Here is a 14,541-nt window from a genome sequence, read left to right as displayed (position 1 = left end):
GAGCGGGAGTAGCCATGGAGATCCTGGCGTTCGGCGTCCAGGCCGACGAGCAGCCCCTCATCGAACAGGCCTTCGCTGGTCACCACGAGGTCCGCTGTCTGGACGTGTTCCTCAACGAGGACACCGCCCCGATCGCCACCGGCTACGAGGTGATCTCCACCAGTGTCAACGCCGACCTCAACCACCGGGTCCTGCACACCCTCGCGGCCGGCGGCACGCGGATGGTCACCCAGCGTTCCACCGGCTTCAACAACATCGACCTCCCGGTGGCCGAGCGCCTCGGCATGACGGTCGCCAGGGTCTCGTACTACTCGCCGTACTCCGTCGCCGAGTTCGCCTGGACCCTGGCCATGGCCGTCAACCGCCGTATCGTCCGTGCCGCCATCCGCACCCGCGACTTCGACTTCCGGCTCCATGGGCTGATGGGCCGCGACATGCACGGCCGCACGGCGGGCGTCCTCGGTACCGGCAAGATCGGCGAGGCGTTCGCCCGGATCGCCCACGGCTATGGCATGCAACTCCTCGGCTGGGACGTCCGGGAGAATCCCGCCTGCCTGGAACTCGGCATGAAGTACGTCCCGAAAGACCAGCTCCTCGCCGAGTCCGACCTGGTCAGCCTGCATGTGCCGCTGATGCCCGCGACCCTGCACCTGATCGACGCCGACGCCCTGAAGACGATGAAGGACGACGCGATCCTGGTCAACTCCAGCCGCGGCGGACTGATCGACGCCGCGGCCCTCGTCACCGAACTGCTCGCGGGCCGCTTCTCGGGCGTCGGCCTGGACGTCTACGAGCTGGAGGCAGGCCTGTTCTTCCTGGACAAGTCGCTGGAGGTCATCGAGGACGACGTCCTGGCCCGCCTGATCACCTTCCCGAACGTCCTGGTCACCTCGCACCAGGCGTACTACACCGAGGACGCGGTCACCGAGATCGTGAACGCCACGGCGCGCAACGTCGTGGACTACAAGGCCGGCCGCCGTTCGGAGAACGTGCTCGTTCCGCGCACCTGACCGACCAGCTCCCGGACGACCGCGGCGCCGTTCAGGGTCAGCACCGACTCCGGGTGGAACTGCACGCCCGCGAAACCGGGACCTCGCAGGGCGTGCACGTCCCCCTGCCCCTCCCAGCTCACCTCGACCCCGTGCGCGGCCAGTTCCCGGGCCGCCTCGTCGTCGCAGCGGGCGACGAAGCTGTTGTAGAAACCGACCGTCTCCGGCCGTCCGAACAGGTCGATCGTGGTCTGTGCCCCCTGGTACGGCACCTGCTTGCGCACGATCTGCAGGCCCAGCTCGGCGGCGATCAGCTCATGGCCCAGGCAGACGCCCAGCACCCCGTGCTGATGCTCCCGGATCAGCGTGGCGGCCAGCTCCCGTAGGAGACGCATCTTGGGTGCGGCGAGGTCGCAGGGATCACCGGGACCGGGACCGAGCACGACCGGCCCCTCGTGTGCCAGGACGGTCGCCCGCAGCCCCGGCTCGTCGAACCGTCGGACGGTCACCTCCAGCCCGCCCGAGCGGAGCAGATGGGCCAGCATCGCGGTGAAGGTGTCCTCGCCGTCGACGACGAGGGCGTGCCCGTCGGGGGACGCCTCCCGTTCCCGGACGTCGGACCGGGCGCCGGAGGGCGAGGCCGCCTGCTGCATCCGCAGCCAGAAGGGCGCGAGTGAGGACCGCCGCGCGTCCAGCGCGGCACGCACCCGCGGGTCGTCGGCCAGCCGGGGCCGTTCCCGCTCCGCGCGCGGCCGACCCGGCCGTACCCCGAGGGCGGCCAGCACGCCCGCCGCCTTGGCGTGGGTCTCCGCGACCTCGCCGGCCGGGTCGGAGCCGCGGACGAGCGTCGCTCCGACCGGAACGCGCAGCCGGCCGTCCGCGGCGATGTCGGCGGTACGGATCAGGATGGGGGAGTCCAGTGTCTGCGCACCTCCGCGGTCCCGCCCGAGCAGGGCCAGCGCACCGGCGTAGTACCCGCGCGCGGTGCCGTCCCGGCCGAGTGGCTCGTGCCGCTCGATCACCCGGCACGCGTTCTGCACCGGTGACCCGGTGACGGTGGCCGCGAACATGGTCTCCCGCAGTACGTCGCGCACATCGAGGGAGGACTTCCCGCGCAGCTCGTACTCGGTGTGCGCCAGATGCGCCATCTCCCGCAGCCGGGGGCCGATGACCACCCCGCCCATGTCACCGACGGTGCACATCATCTTCAGTTCCTCGTCGACGACCATCGACAGCTCCTCGATCTCCTTTCCGTCGGCGAGGAATTCCAGCAGGTGCTCGGGCGTCGGCCCTTCGGCGGGATAGCGGTAGGTGCCGCTGATCGGGTTCATCACGACGGTTCCACCGGACATGCGGACATGGACTTCGGGGCTGGCCCCCACCAGTGTCCGGTCCCCGGTGTGCACGGCGAACGTCCAGTACGCGCCCCGCTCGCCCGCCAGCAGCCGGCGGAACAAGGCCAGCGCGTCGGCGCGGCCGAAGCCGGGGATCCGGCCCTCGTAGGTGCGTCGGATCACGAAGTTGGCGCCCTCGCCTCGGCCGATCTCCTCGCGCAGCACCCGCCCGACGATTTCGCCGTACTCCTCGTCGTCGATGTCGAAGCCGTCGGCCTCGACCCGCACATCGTGGTCGGGCAGCGTCCCGAGCGCCTCGGCGAGGGGGATCTCGTACGACTCCTCGGGGGTCAGCACCAGCAGCGGGGTGCCGTCCTCGCGGACGTCGAAGCCGCGCTCCCGGATCTGTTGGAACGGCACGAGAGCGAGGCCCTCGTCGGGTAGGTCGGCCAGCCGTTCGCGGGGGGTCACTGGGCCGAGCAGCACCTCCACCGTCCCTCCGTCGCGGCCCGGGGTGCGGCGGCGGAGGAGGGCGAACGGGCGGGCATCGGACAGCAAGTCCTGCAGATTCACGGGGCGGGCTCCTTCTCGATCTTCTGACGGAGAGGAACGGTCCCGGAAACCCCGAAGGCCGCCCCTCGGGCGGCCTTCGCGTTGTTCTGAGTACGCGCGATCAGTGGGCCGCCGGAGAAGCGGTCCACCACCAGTTCTGGCGGTACTGGGTCGAAAGCGCGAGCATGCCGGAACCCTACCGCACCCTTCGGCGGTCCAGGAGGCAAGAGCTCCGTCTCATCCTTCGAGCCGGGGGAAGATCCCGCGAAACAACCCCGTAGTGTTGACGAGGTGACCGTGAACGCTAAGACCAGCCCGAGCGCTGGCAACACCTGGCGAGACCTGCCCGCGGCGCAGCAGCCCGAATACCCCGACGCCGAGGCTCTGCGCGCAGTGATCGCGGACCTTGAGGCATATCCCCCGCTCGTCTTTGCGGGCGAGTGCGACCAGCTGCGCGCCCGGATGGCGGCCGTCGCCAAGGGAGAGGCGTTCCTCCTCCAGGGCGGCGACTGCGCCGAGGCCTTCGACGCGGTGTCCGCCGACCACATCCGCAACAAGCTGAAGACGCTGCTCCAGATGGGTGCCGTCCTCACCTACGCCGCCTCCGTGCCCGTGGTGAAGGTGGGCCGTATCGCCGGCCAGTACTCCAAGCCGCGATCCAAGCCGACCGAGACCCGTGACGGCGTGACGCTCCCGGTGTACCGGGGCGACTCCGTCAACGGATTCGACTTCACCGAGGCCAGTCGCATCCCGGACCCCGAGCGACTCAAGCGGATGTACCACGCCTCGGCCTCCACGCTGAACCTGGTGCGTGCCTTCACCACCGGCGGCTACGCCGACCTGCGCCAGGTGCACGCCTGGAACCAGGACTTCGTGAGGACCTCGCCGTCGGGCCAGCGCTACGAGCAACTCGCGCGTGAGATCGACAACGCGCTGCACTTCATGCGGGCCTGTGGAACCGACCCGGAGGAGTTCAAGACCGTCGAGTTCTTCTCCTCGCACGAGGCGCTGCTGCTGGACTACGAGTCCGCCCTGACCCGGGTCGACTCCCGCACCGGCAAGCTGTACGACGTGTCCGGGCACATGGTGTGGATCGGTGAGCGCACCCGGCAGTTGGACCATGCGCACATCGAGTTCGCCTCGAAGATCCGCAACCCGGTCGGCATCAAGCTCGGCCCGACCACGACGGCCGAAGAGGCGCTGCGGTACGTCGACCGGCTCGACCCCGAGCGGGAGCCGGGCCGACTCACCTTCATCGTCCGGATGGGCGCCGGCAAGATCCGTGACCGGCTCCCGGAGCTGGTGGAGAAGGTCACGGCGTCCGGCGCGGCGGTGGCCTGGGTGACCGACCCGATGCACGGCAACACCTTCGAGGCGGCCTCCGGGCACAAGACCCGCCGCTTCGACGACGTGCTGGACGAGGTCAAGGGCTTCTTCGAGGTCCACAAGGCGCTCGGCACCCACCCCGGTGGCATCCACGTGGAGCTGACCGGCGACGACGTCACCGAGTGCGTGGGCGGCGGCGACGAGATCTTCGTCGACGACCTCCACCAGCGCTACGAGACGGCCTGTGACCCGCGGTTGAACCGCAGCCAGTCGTTGGACCTGGCGTTCCTGGTGGCGGAGATGTACCGGGACCAGTGAGTGATCTGGGGCGCGGATCACACCGGAATCCGCGCCCCTTCCACTTTTGCGACGTCCGGAGGATGGGTAAGGTTAGGTTTGCCTCACCGGATACGGGATGGCAGTGACAGGGCGATTCCGTCGGGAGGTGAGCCGGGTGTACGTCTGCAGTTGCTTCGGCATCACCGAGCAGCAGGTCAAGCAGCACGCGGAGAGCGGTGCGTGCACGCCGCGCCAGGTGGCTTCCGCCTGCAAGGCGGGCACCGACTGCGGCTCGTGCGTGCGTCGGATCCAGGCCATCCTCGGCCGCGGTGCTTGCCCGCGCCGCGAACCGATCGGCCAGGGCCGGCCCGCTCCGGCGCCGCTGCGTGAGGCGGCGGCCTAGCTCTCCGGTTGCTCGATGAGCTGCGCGATGTAGAGCGCCTCGCCGAGTTTCTCCACCAGCTCCAGCTGGGTGTCGAGGTAGTCGATGTGGTGTTCCTCGTCGGCGAGGATGTCCTCGAAGATGTTCGCGGACGTGATGTCGCCCTTCTCGCGCATCAGTTTGATGCCGCGCCGGAGCCGGTCGATCGCCTCCACCTCGATCTGCCGGTCCGCCTCGAACATCTCCCGGACGGTCTGTCCCACGCGCACGTGGAAGAGCCGCTGGTAGTTGGGCAACCCCTCCAGGAACAGGATCCGGTCGGTGAGCACCTCGGCGTGCTTCATCTCGTCGAACGACTCGTGCCGCGTGTACTTGGCGAGTTTCGCCCAGCCGAAGTTCTCCTGCATCTTCGCGTGCAGGAAGTACTGGTTGATCGCGGTCAGCTCGGCGGTGAGCTGCTCGTTGAGGAACTCGATGACTTCGGGGTCGCCCTGCATCGCAGCGGCTCCTTCCACACGGGGACGGGGGTGTGCGGCGGCATGATTGCACCGGAGACGAAGATCGTCCAGTAAGTGCATGCTTAGTGAGTAAATCCCGTGTTGATGACTGTTGTCCTCTTTGCGCACGGGTGGTCAAGGGCAGTGCCCGAGGTCTGTCAGGATGGGTACATGGGGCATCCGGTGGAGCGAGAGTCTGGAGCAGCGGCAGGGTCAGAGCTTCCGCCGGGGCAGCGGCTCCAACGGGGTTGGCCGGTCACGCACTACGGGCCCGTGCCGAAGTTCCGTCCCGAGCGCTGGGAGTTCCGGGTCTTCGGCGCTACTGCCGACGGCGACAAGCGCACCTGGAACCACGAGGAGTTCACGGCCCTGCCGTACACCACCGTGGTGGCGGATCTGCACTGCGTGACCAAGTTCAGCATGATCGGCGCGGAGTGGGGCGGCGTCCCGGCCCGCGCGATCCTCGACCTGGCCCCGCCCGCGCCGGACGCCACCCATGTGATGGTCTGGGCGGAGTACGGGTTCAGCGCGAACCTGCGCATCGCGGACTTCGTTTCCGGCCGCACGATCTTCGCCACCCACAAGGACGGTGAACTCCTCACCGCCGAGCACGGTTTCCCGGTCCGGCTGATCGTGCCCCACCTGTATGCGTGGAAGGGCCCGAAGTGGGTTCGGGGCGTGGAATACATGACCGCCGACCGCCGGGGCTTCTGGGAAGAACGCGGCTATCACAACATCGGCGACCCCTGGAAGGAACAGCGCTACTCCTACCAGGAGGAGCCGGGGGACGGCCCGGAGCTCTGATCGGCGGGCCCCGGTTGACGGCGGACGTGCCCGCTGCGCGCCTCGTCGGCGCGTCCCACGTGCCGTTGCAGAGTGCGGACCGCCCCGAGTCCGCCTCACCCGTCTCGGAGCTGCTTCAGCCTTTCCACGTCCGCCACGTGCCCCTCCTTGCCGCCCGGGGTCTCGATGATCAGCGGGACGCCCGCCGTCGCCGGATGGGCCATCAGGGAGCGGAAGGGATCCTCGCCGATGTGCCCAGCCCCGATGTTCTCGTGCCGGTCCTTGTGCGCGCCCACCACGTCCTTGGAGTCGTTGGCGTGGATCAGCTTCAGGCGGCCCTCGCCGACGGTGTCCACCAGCAGATCAAGCGTCTGGTGCATGCCGCTCGGCCCGGTCAGGTCGTGTCCGGCGGCGAAGACGTGGCAGGTGTCCAGGCACACGCCCAGCTTGGGATGGGCATCCAGCGCCGCGAAGTACGGGCCGAAGTCCCAGGCGCGCGAGCACAGCGAGGCACCCTGCCCGGCGGTCGACTCCAGCAGCAGGAACGGGTCGTCGTCATGGGTCAGCTCGTCCAGCAGTGGCAGCAGTTCCTCACGCACCTGCTTCAGGGCCACCTCCCGGGCCCGACCGCCGGTCGCGCTCCCGGTGTGTACGACCACGCCCAGAGCGCCGATCTCCCGCCCGCGCCGCAGGGAGTGCCGCAGCGACTCCACCGACCGCTCCACAGTCGCCCGGGTGTGCGAACCGAAGTTGATCAGATACGGTGCGTGCACGTACGCCGGGATCGCCCCTTCGGCGCAGGCCTCACGGAAGGCCTGGTCCTGCCGCGGGTTCCCGGCGGGCGTCGCCCAGCCGCGCGGATTGGCGACGAAGACCTGCACGGTCTCCGCCTTCAGGTCTCGGGCGTATGACAGCCCCACCGAGTGCAGGCCGCCGGCCACGGGGACATGACCGCCCACCGGGTTGCGGGGAAGGGACGACTGAACAGGATTCACCCGTTCAGGGTGCCATGCCGACCCGGTGACCCGGACCGCGGTTCCCCGGTGGTCCGGGTCACCGGATGGTGATCCTGATCGTCGACCCCTTGGGTGCCGTGTCACCGGCCGCCACCGACTGCTTCCTCACGGTGTCGCCGAACAGCCCGAGCAGCCCGCGGTCCTCTTTCACCTTGAACCCGGCACCCTCAAGCGCCTTGTGCGCGTCGTCCACACTGTCCCCGACCACGTCCGGGACCTCGACCATCTCCGGCCCCTTGGACAGGGTCAGCGTCACCGTGTCGCCCTCGGCGGCTTGGCTGCCGTCACCGGGGCTCTGCGCGGCGACCTTGCCCTTGTCGTACTCGGAGTTGATCCGCTCGGTGGCGAGCTTCACCTTCAGCCCGGCGTCCGCCAGTTCTTGCCTCGCGCTGTCCAGGTCGTCGCCGGTGACGTCAGGCACGTCGATCGGGCTGCCCTGGCTGACCGTCAGCGCGATCGCCGACCCCGCGTGCCGTTTGGTGCCCGCCCCTGGCGTCGTGGTGATCACGGACCCTTGGGGGACGTCCTCGCTGAACTCCCGGGTGACCATGCCTGGCTCAAGGCCGTCCGCCTTCAGCCGCGCCTGCGCCTCGGTGAGCGGGAGGCCCGCCAGACCCGGCACGCTGACCGTCTCCGGGCCGCGCGAGACGGTCAGGGCCACCGAGCCGTGGTCCCGGATACGGGCACCGGGTGCCGGGTCGGTGCTGATGACCGCGCCGCGCTCGACGGTGTCGTCGTACGCGCGCCTGACCTGCCCGACGTCGAGCCCGGCCTGCTTCAGCCGCTCCCTGGCCTGCGTCTCCGTCTTCGACAGCAACGGCGGGACCTTCGTGAACTGGCCGGAGTTGACGTACCAGACCCCGGCACCCGCGCCGAACACCACCAGGACGGCCGCGACCACTGCCAGCACCGCCCGTCGGGGCCGGGGCAGGCGCCGCCGGGGCGGCGCGGGCGGGGTCTGGAACCGGGTGGTGTGCGCGATCCCGTCCCCGCTGCCGCCGTCGCCCAGGGGCAGTGGGCTCGGCACGGTCGGCGAGCGCGGGATCACGCTCGTGCGGTCCTCGGCGTTGTCGTGCTCCGCGGTGAGTGCCTGCGGGGGGAGGGCGTCAAGCTGCTCTTCGCTCAGCTCCTGGCGCGCCGCGCGCACCCGCGCGAGCAGCGCCACGGCGTCGGGCGGCCGGGCCTCCGCATCGCGTGCCGCAGCCGCCGCGACCAGTTCGTCCAGCTGGTACGGCAGCCCCGGCACCAGGCTGGAGGGCGGCGGCACGTCCTCGTTGATGTGCTGGTAGAGCACTTGGGCGGGGGAGTCACCCGAGTGCGGTTTCCCTCCCGTCAACATCTCGTAGAGGACGACACCGCACGCGTAGACGTCGACGCGCGGATCGGTGGTGCCCTGCTCGATCTGCTCGGGTGCGAGGTACGACACGGTCCCGAGTACGGCGCCCGTGGTGCTGGTCACCGTGTCCACGGACCGGACCAGCCCGAAGTCGGCCACCTTGACCCGGCCGTCATCCCCTATCAGCACGTTCTCGGGCTTCATGTCCCGGTGCACGAACCCGGCCCGGTGCGCCGCGCCGAGTGCGGCGAGCACGGGTTCGAGGATGTCCAGCGCGGCCCGCGGCTGCACCGCAGAGCGCTCGCGCAGCACGTCGCGCAGGGTGCACCCGGCGACGTACTCCATCGCCAGGTAGACGTACGACCCGTCGGTGCCCTGGTCGAAGACCTGCACCACGTTGGGATGGTCGAGCCGGGCGACAGACTTGGCTTCCCGGATGAACCGCTCGACGAAGGTTCCGTCGGCCGCGAGTGTCGGGTGCATCACCTTCAGCGCGAGAACGCGGTCCAGGCGGGTGTCCAGGGCCCGGTAGACCGTGGCCATACCGCCGGCCGCGATCCGCGCGTCGACGCGGTACCGGCCGTCGAGCACCTGCCCGACGAGGGGGTCCTGAAGGGTCGTATCCACGCAAGTGAGTCTACGAGGACCGATCGGCACAACCGTCCGGCGAGGGGTCCCGGGGACGGAATGCAGCAGAGCTGTGACCGTCGTGCGACGCCGACTGCGACCGGAAGGCGGGGCGCTCGGGATCCAGGTGGGCGCGGCCCCCGGTGGGCGAGGACGCCTCGGCGAAGTGGCGGCGCGGAATCCGCCCCGCCAGCCGGGCCAGCCGACCCGCCGCCACTGCGTGCTTCATGGCCGTGGCCATCAGCTCCGGCTCCTGAGCCCGGGTCACCGCGGACGCCAGCATCACGCCCGCGCACCCCAGCTCCATCGCCAGCGCCGCGTCGGACGCCGTACCGGCCCCGGCGTCCAGGATCACCGGCACCCGTGCGTGCTCGACGATCAGCTCGAAATTGTGCGGGTTGCGGATCCCCAGACCGGACCCGATCGGCGAGCCGAGCGGCATCACCGCGGCACAGCCGACGTCCTCCAGCTTCCGCGCGAGGACAGGGTCGTCGTTGGTGTACGGCAGCACCGTGAACCCCTCGTCCACCAGCGTCTCCGCGGCCTCCAGCAACTCCACCGGGTCCGGCAGCAGGGTCCGCTCGTCGGCGATGACCTCCAGCTTGATCAGGTCCGTGCCCAGCGCCTCCCGGGCCAGCCGGGCGGTCAGGACGGCCTCCCCGGCGGTGTAGCAGCCCGCCGTGTTCGGCAGCACCCGGATGTCCAGCTTCTCCAGCAGCGACAGCACCGAGCCGCGTACGGACGGGTCCACCCGCCGCATCGCGACCGTCGTGAGTTCCGTACCGGAGGCGGTTAGTGCCCGTTCCAGAACGTCCAGGCTGGGCGCACCACCGGTGCCCATGATCAGCCTGGACCCGAAGGGCACACCCCCGAGGGTGAAGCGGTCGTCGGCCATGGGTCAGCCTCCTTGCACGGCGGTGAGGACTTCGACGCGGTCGCCCTCGGCGAGCGCGGTGGCCGCCCACCGGGCGCGCGGCACGACGGTCTCGTTGACCGCGGCCGCCACCCCTGAGGATGCCGCGGTGAGGGTCCTGACGAGGGAGTCGAGAGCGGTGCCCGAGGCGACGTCCCGGCGCTCCCCGTTGACGGCGATGGTGATGCGGACGCTCATGCGGGCAGCTCCATGGGTACGGCGCCGAAGCGCTGCGGTGTGAACGGGCGGGCCTCTTCCGGCAGCTCACCGCCGGCCAGCACCTGCGCCAGCACATCCCCGGTGACCGGTGTGAGTAGTACCCCGTTGCGGTAGTGCCCGGTGGCCAGCAGCAGCCCGTCCAGACCGGACGGGCCGAGCAACGGCGCGTTGTCCGGGGAGCCGGGACGCAGCCCGGCCCGTGTCTCGGCGAGGGGCAGTTCCGTGATCCCCGGCACCAGCTCATGGGCGTCGCGCAGCAGCTCGTACACACCGCCCGCGGTGACCGTGGTGTCCCAGCCGAGTTCCTCGCTGGTCGCGCCGACGACCAGTTCGCCGTTCTCCCGGGGCACCAGGTAGACCTGGCTGCCGCGCACCACGGCCCGCACGGTCCGGTTCAGGAAGGGCGCGTACCGGCGGGGCACGGTCAGCCGCAGCACCTGGCCCTTCACCGGTCGCACCGGCGGTAGTAGGGCGTCCGGCACGCCCGCGAGCTGCCCGCTCAGGCTGCCGGCCGCGAGCACCACCTGCCCCGCGCGCAGCTCGGTGCCGTCCGCCGTCGTCGCCCCGGCAGCCCGGTCCCGTACCACGTCCAGCCGTTCGGCCCATACGCGGTGGAACACCACCCCGGCCCGTTCGCAGGCGGCCATCAGGGCCGCTGTCAGCCGCCGTGGGTCGATCTGGTGATCACCGTCGACCCGCAGTCCGCCACGCACCCCGGGCGCGAGCATCGGTTCCAGGCGCCGGCAGTCCCGCCCCGACAGCCACACCGAATCAAGCCCCGAGCGCTGCTGGAGAGCATGCAGCTCGCGCAGGTGGGCGCGGTCGTCGGCGTCGAGCGCGACGGCGAGCGTGCCGCAGCGGCGGTAGCCGAGGTCGTGGCCGGTCAGCTCGGTCAGCTCGGCCGCGAAGTCCGGGTAGCGGCGGGCTGATTCCAGGTTCAGCGCGAGGAGCGTCTCCTCGCCGTAGTGCAGTTCACTGACCGCGGCCAGCATTCCGGCCGCCACCTGCGCGGCCCCACCGCCCGGTTCGGGGTCCAGTACGGCCGTGGTCAGCCCGCGCTGCGCCGCGCGCCAGGCCGTGACCAGGCCGATGATTCCGCCCCCGATGACGAGGACGTCGGACGTACGTGACGACATGGGCGTCCAGCCCCTCCCTTCGCCGGCATGACCCGGATCAGGTTCGTACGGTCGGAGGCCGCCAGCCTCCCTCTCAGCCCGGTGCGTCCAGGCTCCCGCGAGTGCTTGTACGGTGGCCACCCTAGCCCGCACCGGTCGCCCCCCGTAAGGGAGCCCTGTGCCGTGACCCACTCGTTGGACGGACTCGTCCTCGCCCCCGTCAGTGACCAGGCCGCGGGTCAGGTGGGCACCCGCACGCGGTGTGCGTACCGCGAGAAGGACGACGTGGTCTCGGCCGAGTACGCAGGGGGCGACGTCGTGCGCGGCCACTTGGTCGGTACCCGTGCGGCCGACCGGCTGGACTTCCGGTACGTGCAGCTCAGGACCGACGGGACGACGGCCTCGGGGCACCGCGTGTCGGTGGTCGTGGAGCTGCCCGACGGGCGGATACGCCTGGAGGAGACCTGGAAGGGGGAGTCCGGGCCGGGTGCTGGCACGAGTGTTGTGGAACAGGTCACCGCGCATGCCCCATGACTGACGGTTCGTCAGTTGTCTATGGTGATCGGGTGAGCGAGCAGACAGTACATGAGGGCGGGCCACGAGTACGGCGTGTGGTCGTCGTCGGTGCGGGCATGGCCGGGGTGCAGACCGCCATCGCCCTGCGGGAACAAGGCTTCAAGGGCGGCGTGAAAGTCATCGGCGCCGAGCCGCACCAGCCGTACGATCGGCCGCCGCTGTCGAAAGCCGTGCTGCTCGGCAAGGCCGAGGACTCCGCCTTCGACGTCGACTTCGAGTCGCTCGGTGTGGAGCTGCGACTCGGCTGCGAAGTCCGGGCGCTGCGTCCCACCGACCACGAGCTGGACACCGAGGCCGGTCCGGTGCCGTACGACGTGCTGGTGCTCGCCATCGGTGCCGAACCGGTCACGCTGCCCGGCACCGAGGGGGTGCCGGGCGTGCACCTGCTGCGCACCCTGGACGACGCCGAACGGTTGCGGCCCGTGCTCGCCCGACAGCATGACATCGTGGTCGTGGGCGCGGGTTGGATCGGAGCCGAGTTCGCCACGGCCGCCCGCGAGGCCGGCTGCGCGGTGACGGTCGTGGAGGCCGCCGGCCAGCCGCTCGCGGGCGCCCTGCCCGCGGAGGTGGCCGCGCCCATGGCCACTTGGTACGCCGACAGCGGCGCCGAGCTGCGCACCCACGTGCGGGTGGAGCGTGTCGAGCCGGGCGCAGTGGTGCTCGCCGACGGCACGCGGTTGCCCGCCGGGGCCGTCGTCGTCGGGATCGGTGCCCGGCCCGCCACCGGCTGGCTGGCCGGTTCCGGTATCGAGCTGGGCGCACAGGGCGAGATCCTTGCCGACGCCCATCTGCGCACCTCGCTGCCGGACGTGTACGCCGTCGGCGACTGCGCGTCCTTCCCCTCGGCCCGCTACGGCGAACGGCTGCTCGTCCATCACTGGGACAACGCGCTGCAGGGACCGCGCACGGTGGCCGCCAATATCCTGGGTGGCACTCCGACCGCATACGATCCGGTGCCGTACTTCTGGTCGGAGCAGTTCGGCCGCTTCGTCCAGTACGCCGGCCACCACGCTGCTGCTGACCGCATGGTGTGGCGCGGTGACCCGTCGAGTCCGTCCTGGACGGTGTGCTGGCTGCGCGAGGACCGGCTGGTGGCCCTGCTGGCGGTGGGCCGGCCGCGCGACCTGGCGCAGGGGCGACGGCTGATCGAGACCGGCCCTCGCATGGATCCCGAGGCGATCGCGGACCCGGCCCGGCCCTTGAAGGGCGCCACGGCCGGCTGAGGCGCCCTCGCGCTTCGCGGACCGGGGCCGGCACCCGTGCCCACCGGCACGTCGTTTCGGTGGACCGAGCAACCGCGTGCCGGCCCGGGCGGCCCTGGTGTGCTCCGGCGCGCCGTCCGGGTGGACCCGCCTGATTTCCGCCTGTCAGTGGGGGATGGCAGGCTAGTTCCGTGACCGAGATTGACGCAAAGATCGATGTTCTCGTCCCCGCCTGGCTCACTCTCCCCGACATCGCCGAACAGCTCGGCGTCGAGGTGACGCGTGTGCGGCAGCTGGTCAAGGAGGGGCAGCTGATCGCCGTACGCCGCGGCGAGAACCGGGCGCTGCACGTCCCCGCCGCCTTCATCGACGGGGACAAGGTCGTCAAGGGCCTGTTCGGGACCTTGACGCTCCTGCGGGATGACGGGTTCACGGTCGAAGAGATGATCGAGTGGCTCTTCACTCCCGACCCGACCCTGCCCGGCACCCCCGCTCAGGCCCTGAGCGAGAATCGCGGCACGGAGGTGAAGCGCCGGGCCCAGGCGCTCGCCGTCTGAGCCGATCCGAACCAGGGGGTGGTGTGCGGGCTCCGGGCCCGCACACCACCCGCAGAACCACCAGGTGCACCGACCGTCGGGTGCACCGGCCGCCAGGCAGCACCGACCAGGGGGGACCCGCCCATGTCCGACACCGCCCGCGCCGCGCTCGCCGACGCCCGTCTGTACCTCTGCACGGACGCCCGCAAGCGCCAGGGCGATCTTGCCGAGTTCCTGGACGCGGTCCTGGCCGGCGGTGTCGACATCGTGCAGCTGCGCGACAAAGGACTGGAGGCCGGTGAGGAGCTGGAGCACCTGGCGGTCTTCGCCGACGCCTGCGCCCGGCACGGAAAGCTCCTCGCGGTCAACGACCGGGCAGACGTCGCCCACGCCGCCGGCTCCGATGTGCTGCACCTCGGCCAGGGCGATCTGCCCGTGCCCGCGGCCCGGGCGGTCCTCGGTGAGGATGTGCTGATCGGCCGTTCCACACATGCCGAGGCCGAGGCAGCCGCAGCCGCCGTACAGGAGGGCGTCGACTACTTCTGCACCGGTCCGTGCTGGCCCACCCCCACCAAGCCCGGCCGCCACGCCCCCGGCCTCGACCTCGTCCGGTACACCGCGGGCCTCGGTACCGACCGTCCCTGGTTCGCCATCGGCGGTATCGACCTCGGCAACCTGGACCGGGTGCTGGACGCCGGCGCCCGCCGGGTCGTGGTGGTGCGGGCGATCACGGAAGCGGACGACCCGGGTGCCGCGGCGGCCGAGTTCACCAAGCTGCTTCGGCAGGTCTAGCGGATTGTGCGGGGCGCCTCCCGGGGCGCCGGCCCAGGGCCGTTGTCCACGGAGTGGACAGAAAATC

General features: G+C 70.8%; 15 protein-coding genes, 1 pseudogene and 1 riboswitch. Of the genes and pseudogenes, 8 read left to right on the top strand and 8 right to left on the bottom strand.

Annotated elements, in window-relative coordinates; translation table 11 throughout:
- The first annotated feature begins 14 nt into the window (after window positions 1-14).
- Window positions 15-1,010 (top strand): 2-hydroxyacid dehydrogenase, encoded by a 996-nt coding sequence (locus LK06_RS07480; RefSeq protein ID WP_039655831.1) that lies wholly within the window; start codon window positions 15-17, stop codon window positions 1,008-1,010.
- Here LK06_RS07480 and LK06_RS07475 read toward each other — a convergent pair.
- Together LK06_RS07475 and LK06_RS35205 are read right to left on the bottom strand one after the other, a co-directional pair.
- Complete coding sequence (locus LK06_RS07475; protein ID WP_043434292.1) at window positions 962-2,896, bottom strand: anthranilate synthase family protein; 1,935 nt, start codon at window positions 2,894-2,896, stop codon at window positions 962-964. The two genes, LK06_RS07480 and LK06_RS07475, sit on opposite strands and share 49 nt — an antisense overlap.
- Window positions 2,897-2,996: 100 nt before the next feature.
- Window positions 2,997-3,062: a trp operon leader peptide gene (locus LK06_RS35205; protein ID WP_107068028.1), complete on the bottom strand. Its 66-nt coding sequence runs from the start codon at window positions 3,060-3,062 to the stop codon at window positions 2,997-2,999.
- A 104-nt stretch (window positions 3,063-3,166) separates the two neighbouring features.
- Between LK06_RS35205 and LK06_RS07470 the strand changes: the two genes are divergently transcribed.
- Entirely contained in the window at window positions 3,167-4,519 is a 1,353-nt protein-coding gene (locus LK06_RS07470) for a class II 3-deoxy-7-phosphoheptulonate synthase (protein ID WP_039655834.1), read from the top strand.
- A 127-nt stretch (window positions 4,520-4,646) separates the two neighbouring features.
- A complete protein-coding gene (locus LK06_RS07465; protein WP_039655836.1) occupies window positions 4,647-4,883 on the top strand; it encodes a (2Fe-2S)-binding protein in 237 nt (78 codons plus the stop codon).
- Here LK06_RS07465 and bfr read toward each other — a convergent pair.
- Window positions 4,880-5,359 (bottom strand): bacterioferritin, encoded by a 480-nt coding sequence (bfr, locus tag LK06_RS07460; RefSeq protein WP_039655838.1) that lies wholly within the window; start codon window positions 5,357-5,359, stop codon window positions 4,880-4,882. The two genes, LK06_RS07465 and bfr, sit on opposite strands and share 4 nt — an antisense overlap.
- A gap of 171 nt (window positions 5,360-5,530) precedes the next feature.
- Between bfr and LK06_RS07455 the strand changes: the two genes are divergently transcribed.
- Window positions 5,531-6,163, top strand: coding sequence for a sulfite oxidase-like oxidoreductase (locus tag LK06_RS07455; RefSeq protein ID WP_039655840.1), 633 nt, complete (start codon window positions 5,531-5,533; stop codon window positions 6,161-6,163).
- A gap of 95 nt (window positions 6,164-6,258) precedes the next feature.
- Here LK06_RS07455 and LK06_RS07450 read toward each other — a convergent pair whose 3' ends face one another.
- The 5 genes and pseudogenes from LK06_RS07450 to thiO all read right to left on the bottom strand — a co-directional run bounded on the left by LK06_RS07450 (window position 6,259) and on the right by thiO (window position 11,389).
- The gene (locus tag LK06_RS07450) at window positions 6,259-7,137 is read right to left on the bottom strand and encodes a deoxyribonuclease IV (RefSeq protein WP_043406884.1); all 879 of its coding nucleotides are present in this window, start codon (window positions 7,135-7,137) and stop codon (window positions 6,259-6,261) included.
- Between the two features lie 58 nt (window positions 7,138-7,195).
- Complete coding sequence (gene pknB, locus LK06_RS07445) at window positions 7,196-9,121, bottom strand: Stk1 family PASTA domain-containing Ser/Thr kinase (protein WP_039655843.1); 1,926 nt, start codon at window positions 9,119-9,121, stop codon at window positions 7,196-7,198.
- A 103-nt stretch (window positions 9,122-9,224) separates the two neighbouring features.
- Window positions 9,225-10,016, bottom strand: a pseudogene (locus LK06_RS07440) (thiazole synthase); the annotation flags it as partial.
- 3 nt (window positions 10,017-10,019) lie between these two features.
- Window positions 10,020-10,232 carry a sulfur carrier protein ThiS gene (gene thiS, locus LK06_RS07435; protein ID WP_071659111.1) on the bottom strand — a complete coding sequence of 71 codons (213 nt, stop codon included), beginning with the start codon at window positions 10,230-10,232 and terminating at the stop codon, window positions 10,020-10,022.
- The gene (gene thiO, locus LK06_RS07430) at window positions 10,229-11,389 is read right to left on the bottom strand and encodes a glycine oxidase ThiO (protein ID WP_039655845.1); all 1,161 of its coding nucleotides are present in this window, start codon (window positions 11,387-11,389) and stop codon (window positions 10,229-10,231) included. The genes thiS and thiO overlap by 4 nt, the downstream gene beginning before the upstream one ends.
- A riboswitch (TPP riboswitch) is annotated at window positions 11,387-11,498 on the bottom strand. Its footprint overlaps the gene before it by 3 nt.
- A gap of 53 nt (window positions 11,499-11,551) precedes the next feature.
- On the opposite strand from thiO, the gene LK06_RS07425 reads away from it, so the two are divergent.
- From LK06_RS07425 to thiE, 4 genes are all read left to right on the top strand, one after another.
- Window positions 11,552-11,902: an avidin-fold protein gene (locus tag LK06_RS07425; protein WP_039655847.1), complete on the top strand. Its 351-nt coding sequence runs from the start codon at window positions 11,552-11,554 to the stop codon at window positions 11,900-11,902.
- A gap of 32 nt (window positions 11,903-11,934) precedes the next feature.
- Entirely contained in the window at window positions 11,935-13,167 is a 1,233-nt protein-coding gene (locus LK06_RS07420) for an NAD(P)/FAD-dependent oxidoreductase (protein ID WP_039655849.1), read from the top strand.
- 170 nt (window positions 13,168-13,337) lie between these two features.
- The gene (locus LK06_RS07415; RefSeq protein ID WP_039655850.1) at window positions 13,338-13,703 is read left to right on the top strand and encodes an Rv2175c family DNA-binding protein; all 366 of its coding nucleotides are present in this window, start codon (window positions 13,338-13,340) and stop codon (window positions 13,701-13,703) included.
- A 123-nt stretch (window positions 13,704-13,826) separates the two neighbouring features.
- Window positions 13,827-14,474: a thiamine phosphate synthase gene (thiE, locus tag LK06_RS07410; RefSeq protein ID WP_039655852.1), complete on the top strand. Its 648-nt coding sequence runs from the start codon at window positions 13,827-13,829 to the stop codon at window positions 14,472-14,474.
- Window positions 14,475-14,541: the final 67 nt, after the last annotated feature.

This window comes from Streptomyces pluripotens, from assembly GCF_000802245.2.
In the GTDB taxonomy this organism is placed as follows: Bacteria; Actinomycetota; Actinomycetes; order Streptomycetales; family Streptomycetaceae; genus Streptomyces; species Streptomyces pluripotens.
This window is presented reverse-complemented; position numbering and strand designations above follow the sequence as displayed.